29 protein-coding genes and 4 tRNA genes are annotated in these 25,114 nt (G+C 32.9%); 9 read left to right on the top strand and 24 right to left on the bottom strand.

The genetic code is table 11. The features are described 5' to 3' along the window. Window positions 1-13: 13 nt before the first annotated feature. Together HMPREF9083_RS05380 and HMPREF9083_RS05375 are read right to left on the bottom strand one after the other, a co-directional pair. On the bottom strand, window positions 14-400 hold the full coding sequence (locus HMPREF9083_RS05380; RefSeq protein ID WP_000985015.1) for a YdcP family protein: 387 nt from the start codon (window positions 398-400) through the stop codon (window positions 14-16). A gap of 15 nt (window positions 401-415) precedes the next feature. Then, window positions 416-730, bottom strand: a complete 315-nt coding sequence (locus HMPREF9083_RS05375; RefSeq protein WP_000420682.1) for a YdcP family protein — start codon at window positions 728-730, stop codon at window positions 416-418. Window positions 731-1,115: 385 nt separating this feature from the next. Between HMPREF9083_RS05375 and HMPREF9083_RS05370 the strand changes: the two genes are divergently transcribed. After that, window positions 1,116-2,093, top strand: coding sequence for a LysR family transcriptional regulator (locus tag HMPREF9083_RS05370; protein ID WP_007554188.1), 978 nt, complete (start codon window positions 1,116-1,118; stop codon window positions 2,091-2,093). Window positions 2,094-2,187: 94 nt separating this feature from the next. Here the strand turns inward: HMPREF9083_RS05370 and HMPREF9083_RS05365 are convergent. From HMPREF9083_RS05365 to HMPREF9083_RS05350, 4 genes are all read right to left on the bottom strand, one after another. Beyond that, window positions 2,188-2,263, bottom strand: a tRNA-Val gene (locus HMPREF9083_RS05365). A 3-nt stretch (window positions 2,264-2,266) separates the two neighbouring features. Beyond that, window positions 2,267-2,341, bottom strand: a tRNA-Glu gene (locus tag HMPREF9083_RS05360). Between the two features lie 2 nt (window positions 2,342-2,343). Further along, window positions 2,344-2,419: transfer RNA gene (locus tag HMPREF9083_RS05355), tRNA-Asn, on the bottom strand. A gap of 81 nt (window positions 2,420-2,500) precedes the next feature. Then, window positions 2,501-2,576 (bottom strand) — tRNA-Val (locus tag HMPREF9083_RS05350). Window positions 2,577-2,735: 159 nt separating this feature from the next. On the opposite strand from HMPREF9083_RS05350, the gene HMPREF9083_RS05345 reads away from it, so the two are divergent. Continuing rightward, the gene (locus HMPREF9083_RS05345) at window positions 2,736-3,602 is read left to right on the top strand and encodes a LysR family transcriptional regulator (protein WP_007554161.1); all 867 of its coding nucleotides are present in this window, start codon (window positions 2,736-2,738) and stop codon (window positions 3,600-3,602) included. 182 nt (window positions 3,603-3,784) lie between these two features. Here the strand turns inward: HMPREF9083_RS05345 and ftsY are convergent, their stop codons facing one another. The 7 genes from ftsY to HMPREF9083_RS05315 all read right to left on the bottom strand — a co-directional run bounded on the left by ftsY (window position 3,785) and on the right by HMPREF9083_RS05315 (window position 11,798). Continuing rightward, window positions 3,785-4,726, bottom strand: coding sequence for a signal recognition particle-docking protein FtsY (gene ftsY / locus HMPREF9083_RS05340; protein WP_007556401.1), 942 nt, complete (start codon window positions 4,724-4,726; stop codon window positions 3,785-3,787). After that, window positions 4,713-7,004: a coiled-coil domain-containing protein gene (locus HMPREF9083_RS06745; RefSeq protein WP_007556400.1), complete on the bottom strand. Its 2,292-nt coding sequence runs from the start codon at window positions 7,002-7,004 to the stop codon at window positions 4,713-4,715. Before HMPREF9083_RS06745 ends, ftsY begins: the two co-directional genes overlap by 14 nt. Next, window positions 6,995-8,269 carry a chromosome segregation SMC family protein gene (locus HMPREF9083_RS06740; protein ID WP_007556399.1) on the bottom strand — a complete coding sequence of 425 codons (1,275 nt, stop codon included), beginning with the start codon at window positions 8,267-8,269 and terminating at the stop codon, window positions 6,995-6,997. Before HMPREF9083_RS06740 ends, HMPREF9083_RS06745 begins: the two co-directional genes overlap by 10 nt. A gap of 100 nt (window positions 8,270-8,369) precedes the next feature. Next, on the bottom strand, window positions 8,370-9,401 hold the full coding sequence (locus HMPREF9083_RS05330; RefSeq protein ID WP_007556398.1) for an efflux RND transporter periplasmic adaptor subunit: 1,032 nt from the start codon (window positions 9,399-9,401) through the stop codon (window positions 8,370-8,372). Between the two features lie 112 nt (window positions 9,402-9,513). Next, complete coding sequence (locus tag HMPREF9083_RS05325) at window positions 9,514-10,269, bottom strand: amino acid ABC transporter ATP-binding protein (protein ID WP_007554186.1); 756 nt, start codon at window positions 10,267-10,269, stop codon at window positions 9,514-9,516. Window positions 10,270-10,277: 8 nt separating this feature from the next. Continuing rightward, window positions 10,278-10,931 carry an amino acid ABC transporter permease gene (locus tag HMPREF9083_RS05320; protein ID WP_007554215.1) on the bottom strand — a complete coding sequence of 218 codons (654 nt, stop codon included), beginning with the start codon at window positions 10,929-10,931 and terminating at the stop codon, window positions 10,278-10,280. Window positions 10,932-11,000: 69 nt separating this feature from the next. Then, complete coding sequence (locus HMPREF9083_RS05315) at window positions 11,001-11,798, bottom strand: amino acid ABC transporter substrate-binding protein (protein ID WP_007556396.1); 798 nt, start codon at window positions 11,796-11,798, stop codon at window positions 11,001-11,003. Between the two features lie 169 nt (window positions 11,799-11,967). Here HMPREF9083_RS05315 and HMPREF9083_RS05310 point away from each other — a divergent pair, with 169 nt between their 5' ends. Genes HMPREF9083_RS05310 through HMPREF9083_RS05300 form a run of 3 tightly spaced genes read left to right on the top strand, consistent with a single transcriptional unit; the run spans window position 11,968 to window position 13,667 of the window. Then, window positions 11,968-12,729: a DUF4931 domain-containing protein gene (locus tag HMPREF9083_RS05310; RefSeq protein ID WP_007556395.1), complete on the top strand. Its 762-nt coding sequence runs from the start codon at window positions 11,968-11,970 to the stop codon at window positions 12,727-12,729. A 1-nt stretch (window position 12,730) separates the two neighbouring features. Beyond that, window positions 12,731-13,444: a metallophosphoesterase gene (locus HMPREF9083_RS05305; protein WP_007556394.1), complete on the top strand. Its 714-nt coding sequence runs from the start codon at window positions 12,731-12,733 to the stop codon at window positions 13,442-13,444. Continuing rightward, entirely contained in the window at window positions 13,437-13,667 is a 231-nt protein-coding gene (locus tag HMPREF9083_RS05300) for a hypothetical protein (RefSeq protein ID WP_007554236.1), read from the top strand. Before HMPREF9083_RS05305 ends, HMPREF9083_RS05300 begins: the two co-directional genes overlap by 8 nt. A gap of 55 nt (window positions 13,668-13,722) precedes the next feature. Here HMPREF9083_RS05300 and HMPREF9083_RS05295 read toward each other — a convergent pair whose 3' ends face one another. Both HMPREF9083_RS05295 and HMPREF9083_RS05290 read right to left on the bottom strand, forming a co-directional pair. Beyond that, window positions 13,723-15,444 carry an ABC transporter ATP-binding protein gene (locus HMPREF9083_RS05295; RefSeq protein ID WP_007556392.1) on the bottom strand — a complete coding sequence of 574 codons (1,722 nt, stop codon included), beginning with the start codon at window positions 15,442-15,444 and terminating at the stop codon, window positions 13,723-13,725. Then, window positions 15,441-17,177 carry an ABC transporter ATP-binding protein gene (locus tag HMPREF9083_RS05290; protein ID WP_007556391.1) on the bottom strand — a complete coding sequence of 579 codons (1,737 nt, stop codon included), beginning with the start codon at window positions 17,175-17,177 and terminating at the stop codon, window positions 15,441-15,443. The genes HMPREF9083_RS05295 and HMPREF9083_RS05290 overlap by 4 nt, the downstream gene beginning before the upstream one ends. A 153-nt stretch (window positions 17,178-17,330) precedes the next feature. On the opposite strand from HMPREF9083_RS05290, the gene HMPREF9083_RS05285 reads away from it, so the two are divergent. Continuing rightward, window positions 17,331-18,269 (top strand): helix-turn-helix domain-containing protein, encoded by a 939-nt coding sequence (locus HMPREF9083_RS05285; protein ID WP_007556390.1) that lies wholly within the window; start codon window positions 17,331-17,333, stop codon window positions 18,267-18,269. 45 nt (window positions 18,270-18,314) lie between these two features. Here the strand turns inward: HMPREF9083_RS05285 and HMPREF9083_RS05280 are convergent, their stop codons facing one another. The 9 genes from HMPREF9083_RS05280 to HMPREF9083_RS05250 form a co-directional block, all read right to left on the bottom strand. Then, on the bottom strand, window positions 18,315-19,127 hold the full coding sequence (locus tag HMPREF9083_RS05280; protein ID WP_007556389.1) for an aldo/keto reductase: 813 nt from the start codon (window positions 19,125-19,127) through the stop codon (window positions 18,315-18,317). Window positions 19,128-19,151: 24 nt separating this feature from the next. Next, window positions 19,152-19,970: a peptidoglycan editing factor PgeF gene (gene pgeF / locus HMPREF9083_RS05275; RefSeq protein ID WP_035062866.1), complete on the bottom strand. Its 819-nt coding sequence runs from the start codon at window positions 19,968-19,970 to the stop codon at window positions 19,152-19,154. Between the two features lie 10 nt (window positions 19,971-19,980). After that, a complete protein-coding gene (locus HMPREF9083_RS05270) occupies window positions 19,981-20,853 on the bottom strand; it encodes an RluA family pseudouridine synthase (RefSeq protein WP_007556387.1) in 873 nt (290 codons plus the stop codon). Between the two features lie 123 nt (window positions 20,854-20,976). After that, window positions 20,977-21,444 (bottom strand): YadA C-terminal domain-containing protein, encoded by a 468-nt coding sequence (locus HMPREF9083_RS05265; protein ID WP_007556386.1) that lies wholly within the window; start codon window positions 21,442-21,444, stop codon window positions 20,977-20,979. Between the two features lie 87 nt (window positions 21,445-21,531). Then, window positions 21,532-21,690 carry a hypothetical protein gene (locus tag HMPREF9083_RS06530; protein WP_007556385.1) on the bottom strand — a complete coding sequence of 53 codons (159 nt, stop codon included), beginning with the start codon at window positions 21,688-21,690 and terminating at the stop codon, window positions 21,532-21,534. Beyond that, window positions 21,687-22,217 carry a hypothetical protein gene (locus tag HMPREF9083_RS05260; protein ID WP_007556384.1) on the bottom strand — a complete coding sequence of 177 codons (531 nt, stop codon included), beginning with the start codon at window positions 22,215-22,217 and terminating at the stop codon, window positions 21,687-21,689. Before HMPREF9083_RS05260 ends, HMPREF9083_RS06530 begins: the two co-directional genes overlap by 4 nt. Window positions 22,218-22,244: 27 nt before the next feature. Further along, window positions 22,245-22,511: a hypothetical protein gene (locus tag HMPREF9083_RS06525; protein ID WP_007556382.1), complete on the bottom strand. Its 267-nt coding sequence runs from the start codon at window positions 22,509-22,511 to the stop codon at window positions 22,245-22,247. Window positions 22,512-22,534: 23 nt separating this feature from the next. Further along, complete coding sequence (locus tag HMPREF9083_RS06520) at window positions 22,535-22,690, bottom strand: hypothetical protein (RefSeq protein ID WP_007556381.1); 156 nt, start codon at window positions 22,688-22,690, stop codon at window positions 22,535-22,537. A 169-nt stretch (window positions 22,691-22,859) separates the two neighbouring features. After that, entirely contained in the window at window positions 22,860-23,648 is a 789-nt protein-coding gene (locus tag HMPREF9083_RS05250; protein WP_007556380.1) for a hypothetical protein, read from the bottom strand. A gap of 25 nt (window positions 23,649-23,673) precedes the next feature. On the opposite strand from HMPREF9083_RS05250, the gene rhuM reads away from it, so the two are divergent. The 3 genes from rhuM to HMPREF9083_RS05235 form a co-directional block, all read left to right on the top strand. Then, window positions 23,674-23,856: a RhuM family protein gene (rhuM, locus tag HMPREF9083_RS05245; protein WP_035062719.1), complete on the top strand. Its 183-nt coding sequence runs from the start codon at window positions 23,674-23,676 to the stop codon at window positions 23,854-23,856. Between the two features lie 280 nt (window positions 23,857-24,136). Further along, window positions 24,137-24,493: a plasmid mobilization protein gene (locus tag HMPREF9083_RS05240; RefSeq protein WP_007556378.1), complete on the top strand. Its 357-nt coding sequence runs from the start codon at window positions 24,137-24,139 to the stop codon at window positions 24,491-24,493. 1 nt (window position 24,494) lies between these two features. Further along, window positions 24,495-25,114 (top strand): relaxase/mobilization nuclease domain-containing protein (locus HMPREF9083_RS05235; protein WP_007556377.1); only part of this gene is annotated, 620 nt, incomplete at its 3' end.

The raw sequence follows: 25,114 nt of genomic DNA, 5'->3' as shown, positions 1-25,114 counted from the left end.
TTCTACCTAGCGACTATTTGTCTTGTGTCGGTTCTTTCTTTGCTTGTGGTTGAGCTTTGAATGAACTAGAATCCTTTGTCAGCACAATATCGTCTGCCTTGATATACCAGTCAACATCTGCTCCTTGATAGGTGGCAGTAGCAACGGTGTCCGCAATGGGATTGATAAGTTCCACCCGTGCGTTATAATCAAACTCTTTCAAAGGCACGCTGGCAGGAATACTTACTTGAATCATGCGTCCTTGTCCTTTGGATTTTAAGTCATAGGTACGTTCCTTGATTTCATCTGAAACCGACCCGTCTTCATTTTGGATTCTCACTTCACGACGTAGAGCAGAGAATTTCAATTCTCCAAAAGTCGTGTCTTTATCTAATACAATGCCATTTGCTAATCTCATCATTTTTCCTCTCTTTCTTTATTCTTTTATCATGTCGTCAGCATGTAAAAGGTAATTTGTAAAACCACGAGTGCCGATTTTGTAGCCCTCTGCGGTAATACGTGGATTGACTAACTTCACACGTTCCTCAAAGCCGAAATGTTTTTCGCCAGCTTCAGCAGGAAGCACCACCACAATATCATCTGCTCTTTGAACATCAGAATAGAGATTATAGCTTCTTGATAAGACAGTTAGCCGTCCGTTGATTCTTCGCTGAACGACTTTATCCTCGCCAGCAAATTCTAAATTGCCGAATGTTTTTTCCATGTTGGGAATCACAAATTTAAGTTCCATATTTTTACCTATCCTTTCTTTTTTATTGGCTGAATGAATGTTTGATGGTCTTAAAGAGTGGGGAACGACCTTTTGATTCTTGATTTTTTGTTTTCATAAGTTCACTTCCTTTCAAAATCGGGTAAAAAAATAGACACCTCATTTTTTGAAGTGTCTACCTATTAAATATTCAAATTTTATTGGAAGTATCTTTATATCTTCACTTTTCAAGGATAAATCGTCGTATCAAAGCTCATTCATAAGTAGTAAATTAGTAGTAAATTGAGTGGTTTTGACCTTGATAAAGTGTGATAAGTCCAGTTTTTATGCGGATAACTAGATTTTTATGCTATTTTTAGATATAAAACAAGGATGTTAAATTTAATAGGGAGGATAAGTAAATCAAGTGGATACATCTTTATATAAAAGTTTCATTACTATATCCGAAACAGGAAGTTTAACACGTGCAGCAAGTATTTTACATATTGCTCAGCCTACATTAACAAGACATATTAAGATTTTACAAAAAAAATATAAAACACAATTAATTAAAACAGGGCCCGGACAAAGACATATAGAAATCACGCCTGCCGGACAAATTTTGTATAAAAGCGCCAAAAATCTTATAGCTATAGAAAACAGTATAGAAAAAGATATTATAAATTGCACAAACGGTGCCAGAGGAACCATTCACATCGCAATTTCCTCTTCTCTTACTTCGGGAATTATAAGTGCTTCAGTTATTCCTTTTACAAAAATTTATCCCGACACCTATTTTGATTTTCAAGAGCACGATATAAACAAACAAATGCAATTACTTAAATCAGGTATTGCGGAATTGGGTTTATGCAACAAACTACTACCTCAACCTGAATTATTTGACACACATTTAACTTGTGAATCCCGATTGGCTATTTATATTAATAAAAAAAGTAAACTTCTAAACAATTTCGTACAAAACGATGTATTTATTGATGATGAAAAGAAATTATTGAAGTTTCCTATTAAATCTTTGAAAAGTACTTTATTGAACGTTCCGTTTTGCACTATTCCCGAGTCACAAGAATTAATTGCAAATTATTGCAAAACGCTGTTCATATCTACAAATCCTTTATCAATAAGTACAAGCAAATCTACAGCTTTACAATGGGCGTTGGAAAACAGAGCGATTGTTTTTGCACCTTTAAGTCCGGGAGAACCCGTTCCCGGTGATTTGAAAGTATACATTCTTCCGTCCGACACGTTCAGATGTTACAGATTCTTGTATACTTTGAAAAATCGTGAACTTTCTCCGATTACTCAAAAATTTGTCGATTTTTTAATAGATCAACATTTTAAAGAAGGCCATTACCACTCATCTTTAAATATTTTAAAGAATATTTAAATCTTACTCATAAATGTTTATTTCACGATAAACGTTTATGAGTTTTTATTTTTTTGAAACTTGCAAAATAAAAAAGGACACATATGTGTCCTTTTGGTGGGCGATGACAGGATCGAACTGCCGACATTCTGCTTGTAAGGCAGACGCTCTCCCAGCTGAGCTAATCGCCCGAATGGTGACCCGTGGGGGATTCGAACCCCCGACTCCGCCGTGAAAGGGCGGTGTCTTAACCGCTTGACGAACGGGCCATTGGCTCCTGAAGTAGGACTCGAACCTACGACCGATCGGTTAACAGCCGATTGCTCTACCAACTGAGCTATTCAGGAATGTTACTTTGCTATAATAACAAAGTTTTTTGCTTTTTGCAACTGTTTTTTATGAAAAAAAGAACACAATCGTGTTCTTTTTGGTGGGCGATGACAGGATCGAACTGCCGACATTCTGCTTGTAAGGCAGACGCTCTCCCAGCTGAGCTAATCGCCCGAATATATTTCAGATATTTATATTATATATTCTAATACTGCATTTTTGCAAGTGTTTATTTATTCCTCTTTGTTTTACAAATTATTGATATTTTTATTGATTTGTTATAATATAATAAAAAAGTTCTATATCAGAAAATTATAAAAGGGGAACAGTCAAATGAATAATACAGATTGGAAAATTCTTATATATTTACGAGAGGAACGCAGTATTAATAAAGTCGCAAAAAGACTTTTTATGACTCAACCTTCTTTGACATATAGATTAAGCCAAATGGAAAAGGAAATAGGCTGTCCTTTATTTATTCGTACAAATAAAGGTGTACATTTTACAGACGCCGGAAACAGACTGTACTCTTTTGCGGAAAAAGAACTCCAGCAATATCAGGACATGAAAAATTATGTTACTCATGAACCTAATTCCATTTCAGGCGTTTTACGTATAGGTGCAAGTGAATCGTTTGCACAATCTTATATTCCTAAAATTTTGAAAGGCTTTCTATCAAATTACAATGATGTTGAAATTTCGCTGACAACCGATACAAGCGATCATCTGGTAAAATTATTGAAAAAAGAAGATATTCATCTTGCAATTGTACGTGGTAATCAAGATTGGCCGGATACGGATATTTTATTGGAAGATGCACCTTTGTACCTTATTTCGGCACATACGATAGATTATAAAACACTTATAAAAGAACCTGCCATACGTTATCGTTCAGATCCTTCTCTAGATGAAATACGCGATAAATGGTGGCGCCATAATTTTTCTGATTCTCCGCAATCTATGCTTACGGTAAGTGATTGTTTTACTTGTGTTGAAATCGTCAATCAGGGACTTGGGTATTCATTGGTTCCGGCAGATATTCTTCCGAAATGTATGCCTCATATAAATCGTGAACCGGTTTATGATAATCATCACAGACCGCTTATGCGACCGAGTCATTTGTTATATAAACAGGCAATGACGCAGTCTACACCGGTAAAAATTTTTATAGATTATGTAAAAAAATATTTTGAAGTTTAACAATTTTGTACCTAAACCTTTCAGTTTACTTCATTGTGAATTGAAGGGTTTTTTATATGCATTAAATCTGAATTTCCATATTTTGCATAACATAAAAATAAAACGGTTTGCTTCTTGTCAAATTATAAGTTACAAACCGTTTTTACCGTTAATTTCAAACTGCTTAAAATTATTATTTACAATTATATTTTTGTACTTTCTTTCATTGATTGTTCGCTGTTTTCAAAAAGTGCTTTTACAAATACGGATGCGTCAAATTTCTGTAAATCATCTTCACGTTCCCCAAGTCCTATCCATTTTACCGGAACTTTCAATTCTTCATGTATTGACAATACAACTCCACCTTTGGCGGTTCCATCCAATTTTGTCAAAACTATTCCTGTTATATCCACCACTTCTTTAAAATGTTTTGCTTGACTTACTGCATTTTGTCCGGTTGTGGCATCAAGCACCAAAAGTGTCTGATGAGGTGCATCGGGAATTACTTTTTTCATTACTTTATTTATTTTTCCAAGTTCATTCATCAAGTTTGTTTTCGTCTGAATTCTTCCTGCGGTATCTACCAATACCACATCTATATTTCTTGCCTTCGCTGCTGTCAATGCATCAAAAGCCACTGCTGCAGGATCTGCTCCCTCTGCATGTTTAACTATGTCCGAACCTGTCCTTTCAGCCCATATAGTCAACTGTTCGGATGCTGCAGCACGATAAGTATCTCCTGCCGCCAATAATACTTTTTTACCTGCTTTACTCATCTGATAAGCCAACTTACCTATCGTTGTAGTTTTACCTACACCGTTTACACCGACAATTAAATACACCTCGGGAACATGATTTTCTTCTTTTTCATCATTTTCAGTAAGAAGCTCAATCATTGTTTTTTCAATAAACGGCATAACTTCGCTTGTATTTGAAATATTGCCTTCTTTTACTCCTCGTCTGATTTGACGCATAAGATAGTCCGTTGTTCTTACGCCCAAATCACCAGAAACTAAAATCATTTCCAAATCATCTAAAAATTCTTCGTCTATATGTGCATATCCTATAACTATAGATTCAATGTTTTGTATTAATCCTTTTTTTGTTTTTTCAAGTCCTTTTTTTATTCGATCAAAAAAGCTCATTATTGCTCTCCTTTATGTAATCTTTCATATGAACTGTAATTAACGATGAAACACCCTTTTCGCCCATCGTAACGCCTTGCAAGGTATCGGCATATTCCATTGTTTTTTTACGATGCGATATAACAATGAATTGTGTTTTCTTTTTGTAATCTGCAATCATGCTGCTATATCGTGCGACATTTGCATCGTCAAGCGATGCATCTATTTCATCTACAAAACAAAACGGAGCCGGTTTATATGCCATAAATGAAATAAGAAGTGCTATTACCGTCAATGCACGCTCACCTCCGGACATGAGCGTCAATGACTGGCGTTTTTTACCCGGAAGTTGAAGATAAATTTCCACACCTCCATCCAACGGAGATTTTTCATCTGTCAATTCAAGTCTTGCTTTACCCCCGTCAAACATCAAATTCATAATGCGGTTGAACTCTTTATTTATTAAAGAAAACGCATCTTTAAATTCTTTTTCCATTTTTTTATCTATATCTTCAATTACAGTTTGCAATCCTTCCTTCGCTTTTACCAAGTCATGAATTTGTGTTTCATAAAACTCTCTACGCCTTAATTGCATTTCATACTCTTCAACGCCGTTGGGATTTACACTTCCCAATTCTGAAATTTTTCGTTCAATTTCGATTTTTTTGCCGCTTATACTTTGCATATTACCTTCAACACGAAGTTTTTCGGCATTTTCTACAGTTAAATTATTTTCTTTAAAAAATTCTACAACTTGCAATTCCTGTTCTTTAAAATTTTCCAACCTTATTTTTCGTTCGGTTATTTTACTTTGAAGTTTTGCGGATTCTTCTTGAATTTTACGCCATTCAACATCATTTGTTTTTTGTTCTTGTTCAAAAATATCATATTTTTCTTGTAGATTATTTTGTATTATTTTTGAATCTTCATAATTTTTTTGATTGGTTTTAAATAATTCTTCCATCTGTACCAATTCTTTTGATATATTTTTTTCTTTTTCAACAGTTTCCGCTATTTCCTGATTAAGCTCGGTACGTTCATTTTTTTGAAGTATAGAATAATTTTCCCGTTCAGTTTTCATTTTTTGATTAAAATGAATTGCTTCCTGAAGTTTCGCCAAATCAACTTGTATCGATGATATAGATGATTTCACCTTTTCTTCTTTTTCCGTCCAATATTTCAACTTACCGTCATCGGCTGTATTTTTCAATGAATTTGCAGAAATATCCTTTTCAGAAAAAACTTTTATTTTTTCTTCTATGCTTTTCAAATCATCTGACACTTTTTGAAGTTCTATATTATTTTTTTCTTCATTTGATTTATATACGTTAAATGAGTTTACAAGTCCTTCTTTTTTTGAAATTAATGACGCATAATCTATCTCAAGCTTTTTACAATTTTCCTGTACTTCTGTTACTTTGTCCGATAAATTCGAACATTCAAAATCTATATTTAAACGTTTTTGCTTCAAATTCTTTAATTTTTCTTCAAAATTTTTCTCTTCTTTTAAAAGTTTTTCTATTTCTTTCTTTCTTCCGAAGAATGTATTTTCACTTTTTTTAAGTGATCCTCCTGTAAGTGATCCTCCTGCATGTATAATTTGACCGTCAAGCGTTGCTATACGTAATGTATGATTATACTTATCGGATAATTTACGTGCAATCGTCAAATTTTCCGTAATCACTGTACCATTTAATAAATATTCAAATAATTCGGAGTATTTTTTATCATATTTGAAAATACTTTTTGCAAATCCTCTAACACCTTCAATTTCGAGAATTTCTTTTTCTATTTCATTTCTATGCTTTCTTCTTATTGAAGCCAATGGATAAAATGTAGTTCTTCCAAGTTTTTTTCTTTTCAACCATTCAATTATATTCTGTGCAGTTTTTGATGTATCTACTACTATATTTGAAACTTTACCACCTAATATAACTTCTGCCGCATCTGCATATTCATCCGGAACTTTAAGGAGTTGTCCTACAGTACCGAATATACCGTTTCCAAACATGGAAATATTTGACAGAACGCTTCTTGTAGCACTTGTGAAATTTGCATTTTCTCTGTCTGAACTTGACAAATATTCTCTTTTATCTTTTATTTTTTCGTAAGTTGTTCGAGTGTCATTGAATTCACGTAAAATAATAAACTGCTCGTTTTGTATTTTTCTTAAATTTTTACCTGTTTCTTCCGAATTTTTCTTTTTTACCGAAATTTCTTTTTGCAATTTTTCAATTGATTCGGTTATGTATTTAAGTTTTCTTTCAGTTTCATTACGTTGATTTTTTATTAATTCCAAATCCTTTGTTTTTTGCTTTTTTCTTCTAACAGTCTTACTTTTTCTTGCTTTATATGTAAAAATTCCTGTTTTAAACGTTCTCTTTCTGCAAGTTGTTTTTTATCTACATCCAGTGCTTTATAATATTCTTCTTTTTCATGCTGAAGTATAGAAGATATTTTACTTTTTTCTTCTTCAGCTTGTAACAGTTCCTTTTCTTTTTCTTCTTTTTCTGAAATACATTTCTTTAAATCTTCAATTACCGCCGACAATTCTTCTTTTGTTTCATTTTCCGCAAGGTTTTGATCTTCTTCATCTTCTTTCAATTTCTGAAGTTTATCTTTAACTTGCTGAAGTAAGGATTCTCTTATTCTGTAGTCACTGCGTATTTTTTCCAATTCTTGCAAACATTTTGCAACTTTTTCATTTGATTCACGAAGCTCTTTTTTACTTTCTTCATTCTTTATTTCAAATTTTGCTTTTTCTGTTGTAAATTTTGATATTTCCGTTTCATATTTTACATTTTCATCTGTCAAATTTCTGATTTCCGTTTCATATTTTGAAATCATTCTGTTTACAGATGCAAGTTTCAATAAATGTTCCGTTATATTGATTGCTTTTTGCTCTTCTTCATACTTACGATAAATTTTTGTTTTTTCGGCAGCTTCTTTTAAATGCACCAATTGTTCGTCCAAAAGTGCCGTCATATCTTTTACACGATTCATATTTTCATCTGTTTTTTCAAGCTTTCTTAGTCCTTCATTTTTACGCATACGAAAAAGACTGATTCCTGCAACTTCTTCAAAAATCAGTCTCCTTTCTTCAGGTTGAGCTGTCAATACTTGATCTACACGATTTTGTCCTATAATTGCAAGTGTTCCTTTTCCAAGTCCGCTGTTTGCCAAAAGTTCATGAATATCTTTCAAGCGACAGGATCTTTTATTTATATAAAATTCACTTTCACCGCTTCTGAATACACGTCTGCTTATAGTTACTTCTGCAGTTTGCAACGGTAATTTTCCGTCTTCATTGTCAAGTACCATTGTAACTTCCGCAACTTGCTTTGTATTTCTTGTTTCCGATCCGGAGAAAATAATATCTTCAGATTTTTGTCCTCTTAAATTTCTTACATTTTGTTCACCCAAAACCCAGCGAACAGCATCCGATATATTACTTTTACCGCAACCGTTGGGTCCTACTATAACGGTCATTCCGTCACTGAATTCTATTGTCGTTTTATCTGCAAAAGATTTAAAGCCTTGCATTGTCAATCGAAGTAATTTCATGAAATCCCCTTACATCGTTTAAGTTTACATTATTTCATTTTATATTATAAATTATATTCAATTTGTTTACCAATTTAAAAAATCCGTAAATACGGATTTTTTAAACTTCATTTACTTGTACACCTATTTCCAAATTTTTCGGCGGATTTACAATAACCTCTTCACCTTCGTTTATGCCGTCTATGATAAAAATATTTTTATTGTCATTATAAGCCACTTTTACCGTTTTCATATCTGCAAGTCCGCTTTCAGTTACTATTGCTACGGTATCTTCTCCTATAAGTGCTTTTACCGGCAGCACAATACATGGTATCTCACGTTCTGTTTCTATATGTACTTTATATTTTTTTCCTACTTTCAATTCATTATCTTTATTTTTAAATTCTACTTTATATGTTTTGTGTCCGTTTTCCGCTTTATTTACTTTAAATTCCCCGTCAATCGTGTTTTCTCCGTCAATCAATTGTACTTTCAATTTATTTAATTTACCCGATTCTTCGAGAGCATCTCCAATATTTTCCGGTAATGAAATTTTTCCGCAAACATATGCATTTTGACTTACGACAAGTGCCGGTTTACCCGAAATTACTGATTGATTTTCTCCTATAAACAACTCGGAAATGACTCCGTCTATAGGAGATTTTACGGTACATTCTTCTATAATTTTTGCAATTGTATTCAGTTTCGCTTGCGACTGAATTTCATTTACTGCATTGTTTGAATGTTTTATTCCTTTCTTTTGCATAAGTTTATTATATTCGGCTTTTGTAATTATTCCTTGATTAACCAATGAAAGTACAGCCGGATCATCTTCTTCGTAAACTTCGTTATTTACACTTTTTTTGCTAAGTGATGAAAGTTCTTCTTCGTATTTTGAAGTATCCAGCTTAAACAAAATATCTCCGGCTTTTACTTTTTGTCCTATATCCGGTTTACCTGAAATTATTTTTCCTGATACGATAGGAATAATCGGTATTGTCTGCGAAGCTTCCATTTTTATTTCTTCTTCATATACAAAAGGTTTTTTTGTAAATTCAGCTTTTTGTACATGTACGGATACTCGTGAACAACCTGCAGTTAAAATTGTCGTAAATAACATAAGTATAATAAAAATATTTTTAAAAGATTTCATTATATTTCCTTTTTAAAATTATAATTTACCGCATACTTTAATATAGTATAACACTTAAAATAAAAAATACCGATTTTACCGTTGTTCTATTTGTAAAATCGGTATTCATATATTACAAAACTGATTTCAAAAAAGCTTTTGTTCTTATGCTTTTCGGATTATTGAATATTTCTTCACTGTTTCCTTCTTCTTCAATACATCCGTCTACCATAAATATTATTTTATCCGATACCGTCCTTGCAAAAGCTATCTCATGAGTAACTATAATCATTGTCATTTTTTCTTCTGCAAGTCTTTTAATTGCTTTAAGAACTTCACCTGTAAGTTCCGGATCCAATGCCGAAGTGGGTTCATCAAACAAAATAATTTCAGGATTCATTGCAAGCGCACGTGCAATTGCAACACGTTGTTTTTGTCCTCCCGATAAATTTCCGGGATATGCATCCATTTTTTGTTCAAGGCCTACTTTTGCAAGCATTTCTTTCGCAATTTCAAGTGCAACTTCTTTTTTCATTTTCTTTACGTATACAGGTGCCGCAATAATATTTTCTGCAACCGTCATGTGTGGAAATAAATTAAATGACTGAAAAACCATTCCTGTTTTACCAAGTAATTTTTTTGACATTTTTTCGTCGGCATAAATTACATTTCCGTTTTCTTCTTTTGCAAGACATTCCCCGTCTATATAAATACTTCCCTTATTTATTTCTTCCAATCTGTTAAGGCATCTGAGTAATGTACTTTTACCGGCACCCGACGGACCTATAACAGATACAACTTGTCCCTTGTCTACGGAAAGATTTACATCTTTTAAAATTTCATGTTCACCGAATGCTTTGTATATATTTTTCATTTCAATAAATTTCATATCACACCTCATTCACTATATACCGCATATTTATTTTCAAGCCAAGTAAGTATTTTAGTAAGCACAAATGTACATACAAGATAAAACACTCCTGCTACCAAAAATGCCGTTGTATCAAAATCTCTTTGAACGATTGAACGTGTAACTCTCATAAGATCGTTCATGGCAAGAATATATACAAGCGAAGTATCTTTAAGCAATGTAATAGTTTCATTTCCTAGCGGCGGAAGGACTCTTTTTACCACTTGAGGCAAAATTATATATCTCATTGTTTGACTATAATTAAATCCCAATACTTGTGCTCCTTCGTACTGCCCTTTACCGATGGATTGTATACCGCCTCTGAAAATTTCTGCAAAATAAGCTGCATAATTTGCTACAAATGCGATAATTGCAGATGAAAAATCATTCATTTGAAACGAATTTCCCAAAATTAACGGTAATCCGTAGTATATAAACAATATTTGCAACATAAGCGGTGTACCTCGCATTATGTAAATATATACGCCGGCCAAATTTTTTATAACGGAAACACCGGATACACGCAATAACGATAGAAGTATACCTAAAGGAAGAGATAATACCAAAGTTATTATAAAAATTTGTGCCGACACACCCAATCCGCTAATCATTTGCGGTAAAATTCCTTGTATATAAGACATTTATTCACCCTTCTTCAACAACCGATAAACAAAACAAAAGGGAGCGTTGTTACGCTCCTCTTTCAAGTCTCATCCGATTACATCACGTTGGAACCATTTTTGAGAAATTTTTGCAGCTTCTCCGCTTGCTTTAACCTTCTCTATTCCTTCGTTTAACATTTTTACTATCTCTTCATTACCTTTTTTCACACCGATTGCAAACGGTTCCGTTGATAATTTTTCCGGTAATCTGCGATATTTACCCGGAGATTTTGTCATATAGTAATCTGCCAAAATTCCGTCAACTAAAACCGCATCCGCTCTGTTTGCATCAAGATCAAGGAAACATGAAGTGAAGTCCGGATAAGTCTTGATTTCACCGAACGAATGTCGTAAATCCATATTCTTATTCAAAGCAAGGTCTACAGTCGATCCCTCCTGGAAACAAATGCGTTTACCTTTCAAATCACTTGCAGATTTAATATCTGAATTATCCATAACAACGTAAATTTGGTCATTGTTCATGTAAGGATTTGTAAAATCCATTTTCTCTTCACGCTCGGGCGTTATACTCAAACCGTTCCAAATACAATCTATACGTCCCGAATTCAATTCACTTTCTTTACTTGCCCAATCAATCGGTTTAAATTCAATTTCAACACCGATTTCTTTTGATACGGCTTTTGCAATATCCACATCGAATCCTACAATATTTCCGTTCTCATCACGAAATCCCATCGGTGCAAACGTATCATCCAAACCCGCAATAATCTTCTTGGGCTTCTGAGTACTGTCATTTTTTGCGGAATCCGAACCGCAGCCTGCAACCAGCCCTACAACGCCGGCAGCCACCATACCGACCACCAACATTTTCTTCCATTGTTTCATAAGCCCTCCTGATTTCTTTATTACTTTACTTAGTTAATGAAGTATTATGTTACAATAATATCGTATAGCATTATTTTTGTCAATAATTTTTTTAATTTATTTTTCCGATGAATTATTTTTTAATTACCTTTTATTTCGGTATGCTATAATAACCGAAGAGGAATAATATATGCAAAAATCTGTTGTTTTCAATTTAGACATAGGAAATAAAAAACCCTACTATTCAAATAAAAAAGAATGTCCTTTTTGCAGAAGAGATACTTTGACAAATATTCTTGAACGTAAAAACGATATAATTTGGCTTATGAATAAATATCCCGTACTGGATAGAACATGGCCTACGGTTATAATTGAAACTGAAAAACACGATGATGAATTTACTCGATATGATTCCGATAAATTGCACGATGTTTTTTCTTTTTTATTTGACAGATGGCTGAAAACAGACTCGAGCGGAAAATTTAAGTCAGTAATCTGTTTCAGAAATTACGGACCTTTTTCCGGAGGTTCTCAAAGACATCCTCACTCACAAATAATGGGTTTTAAAGACTATGATTATAAACTGAATATTGATGAGAAAAATTTTTCAGGTCCGATTATAAATGAAAATTGCGATTACACTTTAAAATTTTCAAATGTGCCTATTTACGGAATCGGAGAATTTACCGTTACACTGAATAAAGACGGAAATATAAATAATTTTTCCGATGCAATACAAAATTGTGCAAAATTTTTATTAAACGATTTTCCTATAAATTGCACAAGTTACAATATTTTCTTTTATAATTTGGAAAAAATTCACGCAAAAATTATTCCGATTATTACAACAAATCCTTTACACAGAGGATATTACATAACAAATACACTTTCAGATAAGAACAGAAATATTATAAAAAAACTGCTTCTTTCTGAAAAATACTTCGGAGTTTAATATGAAATTATATGCTTTCAGCGATTTTCATCTTTCCGGCGATCCTCCTACCAAACCGATGGATATTTTCGGGGATCATTGGAAAAATCATCGCCAAAAAATTGTCAATTCATGGCTCGAAACGATTAAACCTGAAGATACCGTCATCTTGGCAGGTGACTTATCTTGGGCTATGAACTTAAAAACTGCCATTTCAGATTTGCTTATGATAGGAAATCTTCCCGGACGAAAAATAATTGTCAGAGGTAATCACGATTATTGGTGGGATACGGTTACTAAAATGACCAAAATGACGCAAGGTAAGTTTGAATTCATTCATAATTGTGCTATAAAAGTAGGACAAATAGCTCTCACCGGTACCAGAGGTTGGATAGCGGAAACTTCACGAAAATTTACAAAAGATGATGAAAAAATTTTGGCACGTGAAGAAGGACGCATGGAGCGAGGTTTGATTTCCGCACAAAAACTTCCTTGCGAACGCATTATTGCATGCCTTCACTATCCGCCTTATGATGAAGCACGTAATCCAACTCATATGCACGATATAATGAAAAAATACGGTGCAACAGATTGTATTTACGGACATATACACGGCAATCCTCATTTTTACAACATTCCGAGCGAAGTTGACGGAATACGTCTTCATCTTACTTCAGCAGACTACTTGAATTTCAAACCTTTATTTATATGTGATTTGGAGGATACCGATGCATAAGGTTGCAGAAAGCAAACTTTTGTCAGGATTCATTTATGGTGATAACTTTTTAAAAGAATATGTATACCTTCCCGCAAGTGAATTAAATACGGACAATCCTTTGCTTGTATATGAAACAAAAGACAAAAGAGAAGATATAAGTATGCAAAAAGCATTGACTCTTATAGAAAAACGCAGTCTTAAACAGGTAAATCACCCTTCACTCGGAAAACGAACAATGTAAAAAAAGGCCGAATGAGAAATTATAATTAATTTTTCAAACGGTCTTTTTTTATTGGTTAATAAATAAAATCTTCTATCATTTTCGATTTATTCAAAAGTTCATTATATACAAAAGATTTCTCAATCAATTCTTCATGAGTTCCTTCACACTCTACAACCCCGTTGTTTATAACAACTATATGATTTACCTTTTCTATGGATTTCATTCTATGTGAAATTACTATAACGGTTTTATTTTTTATCAATTCATTAAGACTTAATTGTATCTCCTTTTCAGTTTCTATATCAAGATTTGTCATAAATTCATCCAATATCAAAATCGGAGAATTTTTTAAAAATGCACGTGCTATAGAAATTCGCTGCCTTTCTCCGCCTGACAATGTTGCACCGTTTTCACCCACAACAGTTTCATACTGATCTGAAAGCTTTTTTATAAAAGTATCGCAACCTGCAAGTTTTGCTGCTTCATATACTTCTTCTCTCGTTGCATCTTTACGTCCAATCAAAATATTTCCATAAACTGTAGTGTTAAATAACACAACATCTTGAAATACCATTGAAATATTCTTAAACAATGAATCGGTAGAAATATTTTTTATATTCTTTCCGCCGATAATTATTTTTCCTTTATCATAATCATAAAGTTTAGATATCAATTTCAAAATACTGCTTTTGCCGCAACCACTTTTCCCTACAATTGCAGTAACTTCTCCTTGTCTTGCTTTAAACGATACACCATTCAAAACTTTTATGCCTTTTTCATAAGAAAATTCTACATCTTCCAATTCTATATCGAAATTTGAAAATTCAAAATCTTTACCCTCCTCCGTTTCAACATTTTTCATTTCACGTATACGCTCGATTTTAGGTGTAAGATATAAAATTTCCATTATATTTTCTTCGGAAGAGTCTACTATTTCTTTAAATTTTAAACTTGCAAGAAAATATCCTATCATATAAACGAGAGTTATCTGTTCCGTCATCAAAAGATATGTTCCGGTTATAATTACAATTCCAACCCCCAAGTAACCTGTCAAAATAGAAAAAATCATTATTACAGACTGCTTGATTTCTCCGATTAAATGCATTTTTTCGGACAAATCCATTTTTTTATTAAGCTTTTTATTAATATATTTACTCAAACAATAACTTTTTATTTCTTGTTGCATTTCTATAGTTTCTTGAAATGCTTCTGAATTTTCTCGTAATTGTTTGAAATATTTGTTATGTATTTTTATTTGCATCTTTCGTGATAAAAGTATAAATGCAAAACTACATAAAATAGGTGTTATAACCGCTATTGACATTTTCAAGTTTTCAAAAAACATTAAAACGGATATACAAATAAAAAACCCTATAAATCCGAACACTTTAGGTATACTGTGTGACATCGCGTGTTCAATTCCTGTAATGTCACTCATAATCATTTGCGTCATATCGGAAATATTGTGTCTGGAAAAATACCATAACGGTAACTTACGCATTCTTTCTGCCGTATCTATACGTAAATTTGCGCTTGCTTTATAAGTCGCGTTATACAATAAATCATATTCCTTTAAAAGTGCCGGATATAAAATCACCAAAATAATTATTGATAATATGCTGTATAAACCTGCATCGGATAATATCCCTTTCAGAATATCGTCGCAAAGTTTCATAAGCAATATAACCGGAAGCATTTGTATAAAATAAACTATAAGTGAAAGCATTGTAGCTTTTGTAAGTCCTTTTGCACCTTTCTTTGTAAGTGCAAATCTTTGTTCATAGAATTTTATCATACAAGCCTCCATTCATTTGCTTTACCGTACATTTTCTTATAGGCATCATATTTTGATTCATACTTGCTTAAACTCAAATCGCTTCCTCTTTCTATAATTTTTCCTTTTTCCATCACGAGAATTTCATCCACATTTTTAATTGCTGATAACCGATGCGCTATCATGATTACCGTCTTTCCTCTAATCAATGATTTAAATGCTTTTTGTATTTCATATTCATTTTCCGGATCAGTCGATGCGGATGCTTCGTCCATTATAATTATTTTTGCATCTTTTAATATTGCACGTGCTATAGCTATTCTTTGTTTTTCTCCGACAGAAAGATTTATACCTTTACTTCCGATTACAGTATTTTCACGATTGGGCAATTTGTCTAAAATCGAATCGCAAGATGCTAAATGAAGTGCATTCAAAACTTCTTTTCGTGTTGCATTTTTTCTACCTATAGCTACATTTGTGTATATATCCGTTTTAAATAATTTTGAGTTTTGAAATACGAATGCAATATTCTTAGATAAAGTTTCATATGAATAATTTTGTATTGGTATATCCCCTATCTTTATTACACCTTCATTTACCGAATAAAAACCTGAAATTAATTTTGCAATCGTTGTTTTTCCGCTGCCGGACTCTCCGACCAATGCATAAATTTTACCTTCATCAAGTGAAAAACTTAAATTTTCAATTACATTTCTGTCTTTATATGCAAATGTTACATTTTCAAAATCAATATTATAATTTTTAAATTCAGAAACAGAGCCGAATACCATTCTTTCCTTTTCCATAGATTCATATAAATCTTCAAGTTTTCTTATACATTCACTCCCCTGAAAGGTATGCATTCCTATGTACATTATTTTCATGAATGCAGCAAAAATAACTCCTGTCAAAAAGAACAACATAAGTAGCTCGACAAGAATTCGTATATCTATATTTACAATATCTTCAAAGAAAAACAAAACAGGCAAAACAATGCAAACCAAACCGAAAAAAATCCAATTATAAATTGTATAAGGTATCTTACAACTCTGTGCGTATTCATAGGCATTCTTCGAATAATTCATTATAGCTTCATAGAGAGAACGAAATGTAGTTATTGAAGTTCTAAAAATTTTTACTACCTGAATGCCTCTTACATATTCAACAGTTTCATCACTAAGCACTTCCAATGATTTTTGATACTTTTCCATAAATTTTTGTTCACCCATCATTTTGCTTAAAATGAAAACTGAAATTCCCACAAGTGCAAGCAAAGTTACTCCTAGTTTAATATCAATAAAAAATCCTAACATTATCGCAAGCAACGGCGAAAACATCCCTCTTGCATTATCCGGTATAAGATGAGCAACGGCAGTATGAGTATTTGAAGCATTATCATCTATCAATTTTCTTACCAAACCCGAAGGATACAAATCAAAAAATTTAAAACTTGCCTTACTCAACAAATTTATACCGTACTTTCTTAAATTAGTTTCAAGTCTGAATGCGAATATATGCGATAAAATTACAGATATATAGTAAACAATCGAACCTGAAATCAATAATAAAACCACTTTCATTCCCGCATCCCAAGCACTTTGCAAGTTTAAACTCAAAAGCTTAATTAAAAATTTATAAACATAATAATATGCACCTACAGTCAAAAATGCGGAAAGCGCAGAACATATTACGGATATTACAATGTACCATTTCTTTTCCGGTACATATTTAAACATTTTTTTATAAATTTCCATAAACCCTCCTATATAACAATTAGACAGATATAAATCAAATCCAATATTATTTTTACAGCTTATACTTAAATTGTATCAACGAAAATTACATGTTACAATAAAACACAGAAATAAGATTAATCATTTTATCGTCTAATCGTGATAGGATAATTTATGAAAAATTTTGATGATTTAATAAAAAAATTCAGATTACAACTTGCAGAAACCCCTTTATACAGTCCTGCCGGAAAAACTTTTTCATGTAATAACTCGGAATATTCCGGAACATATTGGATTTACGAAGGAAAAGATTTTTATATAGATATACATAATATGTATATAAAAGAAGATTATGTTTTTAACGAATCTGAATTTTTATCCAATTATTTATCTTTGATTTCAAACTATATTATTTCTTGCAACGGAGAATGGGACACACCATATCAAAATATAGGACCTAATACAATATTGATTATGGATGTATTTCGTGAAAACAATTATATTTTCCACAAGAATTCAATTTTTTACGGAGTAAGTTTAAAATTTAAAGAAAATATGTTGAAAAAATATGTTGTGGAATCATTGCAACTTAAAAGAAATAATGTATCACATGTATTTCTCTCAACAAGAGATACCATAACTGAACCTATAAAAAAACTTGCAAATAAAATATTAAACTGTACCATGGAAAAACCTGCCGCAGATTTATTTTTTGAAGGTATCGCCAAAGAATGGCTCAGTATTACAATCAATGCTTTTTTAAAAAGTAAAAATAAAAAATCCGTTCCTTTATCAGATAAAAAAGCAATTGAAAAAGTTTGTCTTTATATAAATGACCATTATTCAATGAAAATACCTCAATCATTACTTGAGAAAATCGCAATGATGAGCGGCACTAAATTGAAAAGTACTTTTAAAAAAATACATAACATGAGTATTACCGAATATACGCAAAGAAAAAGAATAAACTTTGCCGAAAATTTACTCATGACAAGCGATATAGACATCAAAAATATTGCAAAAGCAGTAGGATACAGTTCACCCGGACGTTTTTCGGCTTTATACAAAAGATACAAGGGACAAAGTCCTAAAGATGCCAGAAAAAACAAATAAAAATGACCTCAAAAAGTTTTATTCTCTTTTTGAGGTCATTTTATTTTAAAAATTAAAATTATCCGGATCTGCCGATACTCTTTCATTCTTATTCAATGCAAATATTTTGTTCATATCTCCTGAAGATAATTCAAAATCGAATATATTTATATTTTCTTCTATTCTTTTTTTATTCACAGATTTCGGGATTGATGTAATTCCACGTTGCAAATTCCAACGAAGTATTACTTGTGCAACGGTTTTACCGTATTTTCTTGCTATTCTCATAAGTATCGGATCTTCCAGCAATCCGTTTTCATTGCTGCCGAGCGGACTGTATGCCGTAACTTCTATTTTATGCTCAAGGCAATAATCTATCAATTCCTGATTATTGAAATACGGGTGCGATTCAATTTGATTTACAAAAGGTATTACATCAGAAGCATTTTCAAGTTCTTTTGCATGATGTATTTGAAAATTCGACACTCCTATTGCACGTACCCAACCTTCGTGATAAATCTCAGTCATATCTTGCCATGCTTTTTGAAATCCTTCCGCCGGCCAATGTATAAGATACATATCTATATAATCGGTTTGCAATCTTTTAAAACTGTCGAAAAAAGCTTCTTTTGCACGACCTTTTCTTATATCCGAGTTCCATAATTTTGTGGTTATAAATATTTTTTCTCGCGAAATTCCGGATTCACGAATAGCTTTTCCCACAGCTTTCTCATTACCGTATTCCGCTGCAGTATCTATAAGACGGTATCCGGCCTGTAATGCGTACTTTACCGCATCTTCGGTTTTTTCTCCGCATTGCCATACACCGAGTCCCAACCTCGGCATTTTCACCTTATTTTCAAATTTCACAGTTATCATAATAATTTATTCCCCTATTTTTCATTATCTATTTTTTAACATAAATACCGCCATATGTCTACCTGTTTTACCGTTATCTTTTCTATATGAATACAAAATATCGCTGTGTGTTTTTGTACAAAAATCGGCACATTCAATATTTTTTGAATTTACTTTCGATTTTACCAACAATAATTCATTGGCCTTTTCCAAATTGATGAAATATTTCCCGTTATTACCTTCATATGAAATCAAATTCATTTCATTTTTATCAAATATTTTCAAAAATTCTTCATATACTTCTTTCCCCACTTCAAACGAATCTTGACCTATCGCAGGTCCTATTCCGGCTACTATATTTTCAGGATTTGTACCGAAATCGTTTTTCATTATATCCACCGCTTTTCCCATTATATTTCCTACAGTACCTCTCCACCCAGCATGACAAAGTGCAATAACATTATTTACTTTGTCATATAGAAATATCGGAGTGCAATCTGCAAAACACATTGTCAGCGGAACATTCAATTCATTTGTAATCAACCCGTCATATCCATGAAAACAACTATTTGGAGATAAAGCGCCTTTTCCTTTATCTTTTCCCGTAACCGTTTTAATTTCAGTTCCATGCACTTGATCGCAAGCAATAATATTTTTATATGAAATATCAAAAACTTTTAAAAATCTTTTTCTGTTTTCTACAACATTTTCAGATTTTTCACCTTCCAGAAATTTCATATTTAACGAACTGAACCATCCGCTGCTTACTCCGCCGCTTCTTGTAGAAACTGCGGCAATTAACGGCTTGTTTTTAAATATTGAAAAAGACAAAAAACTTATATTTTCAGATTTGTTTAAATTCATAAAATCATCTCTATTCATTTTCAAAAAATTCATACATGTCATACGGCATAGGAGATTTAAATTCCATACATTCACCGGTATCCGGATGTATAAATGAAATATGATGTGAATGTAATGCTTGTCTTTTCAGTTTTGAACAATTTCCTCCATACAAATCATCACCTACAAGAGGATGACCCAAGAATGACATATGTACCCGTATTTGATGAGTTCTTCCTGTATACAAACGTAATTTCAACAATGTACATGAGGGTTTCTCTTCAATCACTTTATAATCGGTTCTCGCTTCTTTTCCGTCATCTCTTACTTTCCATTCAATAATACTGCCTTCTTTTCTTCCTATCGGATAAATAATGCTACCTTCTTTATTTTTAAATCTGCCTTCTACAACAGCAAGATATTCACGCTTTATAGTTCCATGCTCTTTTGACAATTCATATTGTAATTTTGCAGATTTTGCAACAACAATCAATCCGGTAGTATTTCGATCCAATCTGTATATAGGATGTATTCCAGACATTTGATTATTTTTTTTATAATATCCGGAAATTGCATTTACAAGTGTATTCGTTTCCGTTTTGCTTGTAGGGTGAATAATCATATCTGCATCTTTATCTATAATCAATAATGTATTATCTTCATATATAATTTTCAACGGAATACATGATGGAATAATATCGGTTTCTTCACTCCACTCGCATACAACTTTATCATTGACATGTACAACGATATTTGCATTATATATTTGAACTCCGTTTAAAATGACGGAACCGTTCCATTTTATTTTTTTCCACAAATTTGTAGAAAGTCCGCAATAACCTTTTATAAATTTTTTAATCGAACAACCGTCCCACTTTTCGGGAACTTTCCATTCTGCTTTCATTATTCACCTCGCTTATTTCATAATAACACAAATATATATACTTTTATTCATATATCAATAAAACAACGCCGATATAAAAAAAGAAAAACCTCGACATTTTGTCGAGGTTTTATCTTTAAGAAATTACGCCATATTGAGCTTTTTCAGAATTTCTTTCATCTGTAACTCACGTTGTTCATCTTTTTCCCTTAACGCCTTGATTTCTGCTTCACGTTGTGCATCTTTTGCCTTAAGTTGCGCAATTTCTGCATCTTGCTCTACAATGCGGTTTGCCATTTCCGCTTTAGATATAAATCTCTGTATACCTTTACCTACTTTCATAGAAAGTCCTACATTAATAATGTTTTCTCCGTCACCGAACGATCCTCCGAGTGAGAACATCGTATTTTCATTCGGACGGTAGAACGCACCCAATGCAAGTGAATTTGCACCCATGTAGTTACCATAACCGACAGCAACATCCCATTTATCTTCCGGATCGAATTCCAACGGCTTAAGTGCCGCCAATGCTGCCGCTCCTGATCTTACACGATTGATTTTGTTATCAAGTTTTGCTATACCGAAATTCATACCTTTAACCAGCTTGCTCATATCCACATCAAAAGCACTTCCGTCATTACGGTTAAATATAATCTTCTTCCCTTTTTCATCATATTTACCGCTTTAGGTGTATGTATTCTAAATGCCTTCCACTTTCACTTCATTTCCATCTTTATGCTTGAGTGTGAGTGTACCTTTTCCTTTATCGTAAGATATCACACCCGATTCAACATGCATATCTTTCAGGTTCACCTTATAAGTTGTTTTATTCGTTTTCGCATCTTTTGTGGATGTCACTTCTGCTGTGTTTTTATCGCCCGATTCAATTTCCGTTTTTCCGATTTTTCCGCAATTTTATCGGTGTTTACAGAAAGTTTGTAACCTATTTTCTTACCTTTATCATCCGTATTATCTTCAACTGTAACACTACCATCTCCCGATGTAATAGACGGTCCTGTAATTGTGTATTTCTTACCTCCGTTTTTGTCGATTTCTTCCCTAATCGACAAGTGATTTCCTGCTTCTACGGTTGTATGCTTCTCCGCTTCTTTCTTGGTTTCATTGACTTGTCCTACCGTAGCGGCATCGGTATCTGATTCGCCGTCTGCAATATTGGTAATTTTATTGCCTCCGTTATTGAATCCGTCTTTCGTCAAAGAAATCTTCTTTTTCGGATTATCCGATGTTCCATCTTCAACGTCCGTAATGGTAATACCGTCTTTCTTGATTTCTACCTTTTCTTTGCCGTCTTTAGTTTGAATTACCGTACCGCCGGCAGTCGTTTGATTGGTATTACCGTCTTTATCCGTAACCGTCGTTCCCAAGTCATTGATAACGGTGCTTGTAGTTTCCTATTTATCACCATTTTTAACGGTCTTAGTAAACGCAGCACTTTCTAAACCGGTTAGATTCTTTGCCAATTTTACATTAAGCTTTCCGTCTTTAGCCACTACACCGACATTTTTATCGGTCAACTTGGTTTCATCTGTTACTCCACCGGAAATGGTAATTGCTTCATTCAATTTCTTTGCAATAGCATCTCCGCTGTCACCGGCAAATTTCAAGCCGTCATCCAAAGTAGCTACTTGATGTTTCGTTCCGTTCGGATCTACCGTCACAATACGATTTACATCTTTTCCGTCTACACCTTTTTCGCTTTTTCTCCGTTCTTTCCGTCAACGCCGCTAATTGTCAATCCGTTTTGTCCGTCTTGTCCGTCCGCACCGTTCGTTAAGTGAATGGTGATAGAACCTCCGTCTTTACCGTTAACTCCGATAGTACCGTCAACTCCGTCCACCTCTCTCAGCTCCTTTTCCGCCTACTTGAATATTCTTTTTCATTTCTTCTTTCAACGTATCTAAAGAAGACTTGCTGGCTACGTTGGAAATTGTAATCTTTTCTATATTCTTCTTATGATTTTTATCTTGAACTAATAAATCTATCTTTCCATTTTTATCTACATTATATTAATTTGTTCCGTCTTTAGTTTCCGTCGTACCGGCTTTCACTAATTTATAATCCGTCGAACTGGAAACATTACCACTCACTGTCTCGGATAAAGCTTTCAACTGATTTTCCATCGTAGCACAACCTGATGTAATACTATTTACATTCCATGTCGTATTGGTCAGTCCCGCAATCGTTCCCGATGTACCGTCAACGGTAAGTGCCTTACTTGCTGCACCTTGTATAGGATACTGAACCGCAAAAGTAATGCTCTTCATTCTGGTCAGCGTATCATTCAAACTATATATTACACTACTGTCTATGCCGACTTTGCCGGTAAGATTTGTACCATTCTTAAATATAATCGTATCTTCCGCTTTTATTACTTTACTTCCTTTTGAAGCAGCTTCATCTTGAATCGTAAATCTCTTTTGTAACTTAGAAATATCCGTTTTATTCGTTTCCGATTGTGTCTTGACCGGATTTACAAAATCATAAACAGTTTTTCCTGTTACAAGGTTAGTGTCATTATCATCAATCTTACCTGTACCGAGTTTTCCTGCCCATGCAGTTCTTTCTGAATAACCTATATTGTCCGCATTTTTATCCTCTTTCTTTGAAAGCAATCCGTCAGATTTAGTAATATTCGTAATAGAACTGTTTTTGCTTAAATCAATATTATCTCCGTTTGCATTAGTTATTTTTGTTGTAGCACCATTAATGTTTTCAACTAATTTATCTGCATCAATTCCATACTTTGTTGTGTTTCCGTCACGAGTTACGGTCAGTCCTTTATTGGCTTCCGTCACATCAAAGATAACGGTGTTTCCGTCTTTGATTTCTTGTTCTACCGTATCACCTTATTTAGACATGGCAGAACTACAAGCAGAAAGACATATACCTATGACAATGGAAGATTGGGAAAAAAGATTGAATGGATTTTTACAATTATGGGATAAGGAAATTCTAAACGATTCAGGAAAAATCTCTGCAGCACTTGCTAAAAAACACGCATAGAGTGAGTTTGAAAAATATAGAATAATACAAGATAGACTCTACAAAAGTGATTTTGATAAGTTCCTAGAACTAGAAGATGATACTTAAAAATTAGAAGAATAACATAATATACGCTTAATGCTTATAACTTTTATAACTTTAATAGCAAGCACAGTAAGTGTACGGACACTTACAAAAAAAGTAATGGAGCATACCTTAACGGAATGCTTCATTTTTTTAATTTTTACCTTGTTAGGGAGAACTCTAAGACCCCTAAATATATTTTATAAAGGAGAATAAAATGACAAATAGATTTAGAAATGAAAGGATAGAAATAAAACTAACCATAGAAGAAAAAGAAGTTTTTGAAAAGAAAATGAGACTTGCTAATTTCAAAACTATGTACCACTTTCTTAGAAAGTGCGTATTAGTAAAAGAAATTTATGTTGTAGATTTAGAACCAGTTAGAAACCTACAATGGCTACTTTCAAATGCAACAAATAACATAAACCAGATTGCAAAAGCAACTAATACAACTGGTGTTATTTACAAAAATGAAATTGAATCTATGAATAAACAGATAGAAAAATTACCAAGAGAAATATGGCAGATCCATTCCCTACTTCTTAATAAATCAAAAGAACGTTCTGGTGATTAGTATGGCAATTACAAAAATAAATCCTATAAAATCAACTCTAAATTTGGCAATAGATTATATAACAAAGAGTGAAAAAACTGATGAAAAAATCTTAGTGTCTTCATTCAAATGTCACCCATCTACTGCCCACATTCAGTTTATGAAAACACGAGAAGACAATGATACTAAAGGTACAGTTTTGGCTAGACATTTAATCCAATCTTTTCTACCAGGAGAGGTTGATCCTATAAAAGCTCACGAAATTGGAATGGAATTATGTAAGAAAATTTTAAAAGAAGATTATGAATTTGTTCTTGCAACTCATATAGATAGAGGGCATATCCATAACAATATTATTTTCAATAATGTTAATTACAAGACTGGTAAATGCTACCAATCTAACAAAAAATCTTACCACAAAATCAGGTATCAAAGTGACGAATTATGTAAAGAAAATAAGCTCTCAGTCATTGATAAATATTATGAAGCTTACAAAAGAAAATATAAAACTGCTGGTAAATCTTGGTACGAATATGAGCAAAACAAGAAAGGAAATTCTTGGAAATCTAAACTACAATTTGATATAGATAGAATGATTAATAAGTCTAAATCGTGGGAAGAGTTTTTAGAAAATATGAAGCC

This window comes from Dialister micraerophilus DSM 19965 (assembly GCF_000194985.1).
In the GTDB taxonomy this organism is placed as follows: Bacteria; Bacillota; Negativicutes; order Veillonellales; family Dialisteraceae; genus Dialister; species Dialister micraerophilus.
Note: the sequence above shows the minus strand (reverse complement) of the source record. Positions and strands in the feature narration are given on the sequence as shown.

Bases quoted from the DNA above. Each gene is read 5' to 3' on its own strand.
- HMPREF9083_RS05240 (WP_007556378.1), top strand. From the start codon at position 24,137: ATGACAAATAGATTTAGAAATGAAAGGATAGAAATAAAACTAACCATA.
- HMPREF9083_RS05325 (WP_007554186.1), bottom strand. From the start codon at position 10,269: ATGAAATTTATTGAAATGAAAAATATATACAAAGCATTCGGTGAACAT.
- HMPREF9083_RS05320 (WP_007554215.1), bottom strand. From the start codon at position 10,931: ATGTCTTATATACAAGGAATTTTACCGCAAATGATTAGCGGATTGGGT.
- HMPREF9083_RS05285 (WP_007556390.1), top strand. From the start codon at position 17,331: ATGAAAAATTTTGATGATTTAATAAAAAAATTCAGATTACAACTTGCA.
- HMPREF9083_RS05375 (WP_000420682.1), bottom strand. From the start codon at position 730: ATGGAACTTAAATTTGTGATTCCCAACATGGAAAAAACATTCGGCAAT.
- HMPREF9083_RS05380 (WP_000985015.1), bottom strand. From the start codon at position 400: ATGATGAGATTAGCAAATGGCATTGTATTAGATAAAGACACGACTTTT.
- HMPREF9083_RS06740 (WP_007556399.1), bottom strand. From the start codon at position 8,269: ATGAAATTACTTCGATTGACAATGCAAGGCTTTAAATCTTTTGCAGAT.
- HMPREF9083_RS05315 (WP_007556396.1), bottom strand. From the start codon at position 11,798: ATGAAACAATGGAAGAAAATGTTGGTGGTCGGTATGGTGGCTGCCGGC.
- HMPREF9083_RS05290 (WP_007556391.1), bottom strand. From the start codon at position 17,177: ATGGAAATTTATAAAAAAATGTTTAAATATGTACCGGAAAAGAAATGG.
- HMPREF9083_RS05345 (WP_007554161.1), top strand. From the start codon at position 2,736: ATGAATAATACAGATTGGAAAATTCTTATATATTTACGAGAGGAACGC.
- pgeF (WP_035062866.1), bottom strand. From the start codon at position 19,970: ATGAATTTAAACAAATCTGAAAATATAAGTTTTTTGTCTTTTTCAATA.
- HMPREF9083_RS05295 (WP_007556392.1), bottom strand. From the start codon at position 15,444: ATGATAAAATTCTATGAACAAAGATTTGCACTTACAAAGAAAGGTGCA.
- HMPREF9083_RS05265 (WP_007556386.1), bottom strand. From the start codon at position 21,444: ATGAGCAAGCTGGTTAAAGGTATGAATTTCGGTATAGCAAAACTTGAT.
- ftsY (WP_007556401.1), bottom strand. From the start codon at position 4,726: ATGAGCTTTTTTGATCGAATAAAAAAAGGACTTGAAAAAACAAAAAAA.
- HMPREF9083_RS05310 (WP_007556395.1), top strand. From the start codon at position 11,968: ATGCAAAAATCTGTTGTTTTCAATTTAGACATAGGAAATAAAAAACCC.
- HMPREF9083_RS05330 (WP_007556398.1), bottom strand. From the start codon at position 9,401: ATGAAATCTTTTAAAAATATTTTTATTATACTTATGTTATTTACGACA.
- HMPREF9083_RS05305 (WP_007556394.1), top strand. From the start codon at position 12,731: ATGAAATTATATGCTTTCAGCGATTTTCATCTTTCCGGCGATCCTCCT.
- HMPREF9083_RS05280 (WP_007556389.1), bottom strand. From the start codon at position 19,127: ATGATAACTGTGAAATTTGAAAATAAGGTGAAAATGCCGAGGTTGGGA.
- HMPREF9083_RS05300 (WP_007554236.1), top strand. From the start codon at position 13,437: ATGCATAAGGTTGCAGAAAGCAAACTTTTGTCAGGATTCATTTATGGT.
- HMPREF9083_RS05270 (WP_007556387.1), bottom strand. From the start codon at position 20,853: ATGAAAGCAGAATGGAAAGTTCCCGAAAAGTGGGACGGTTGTTCGATT.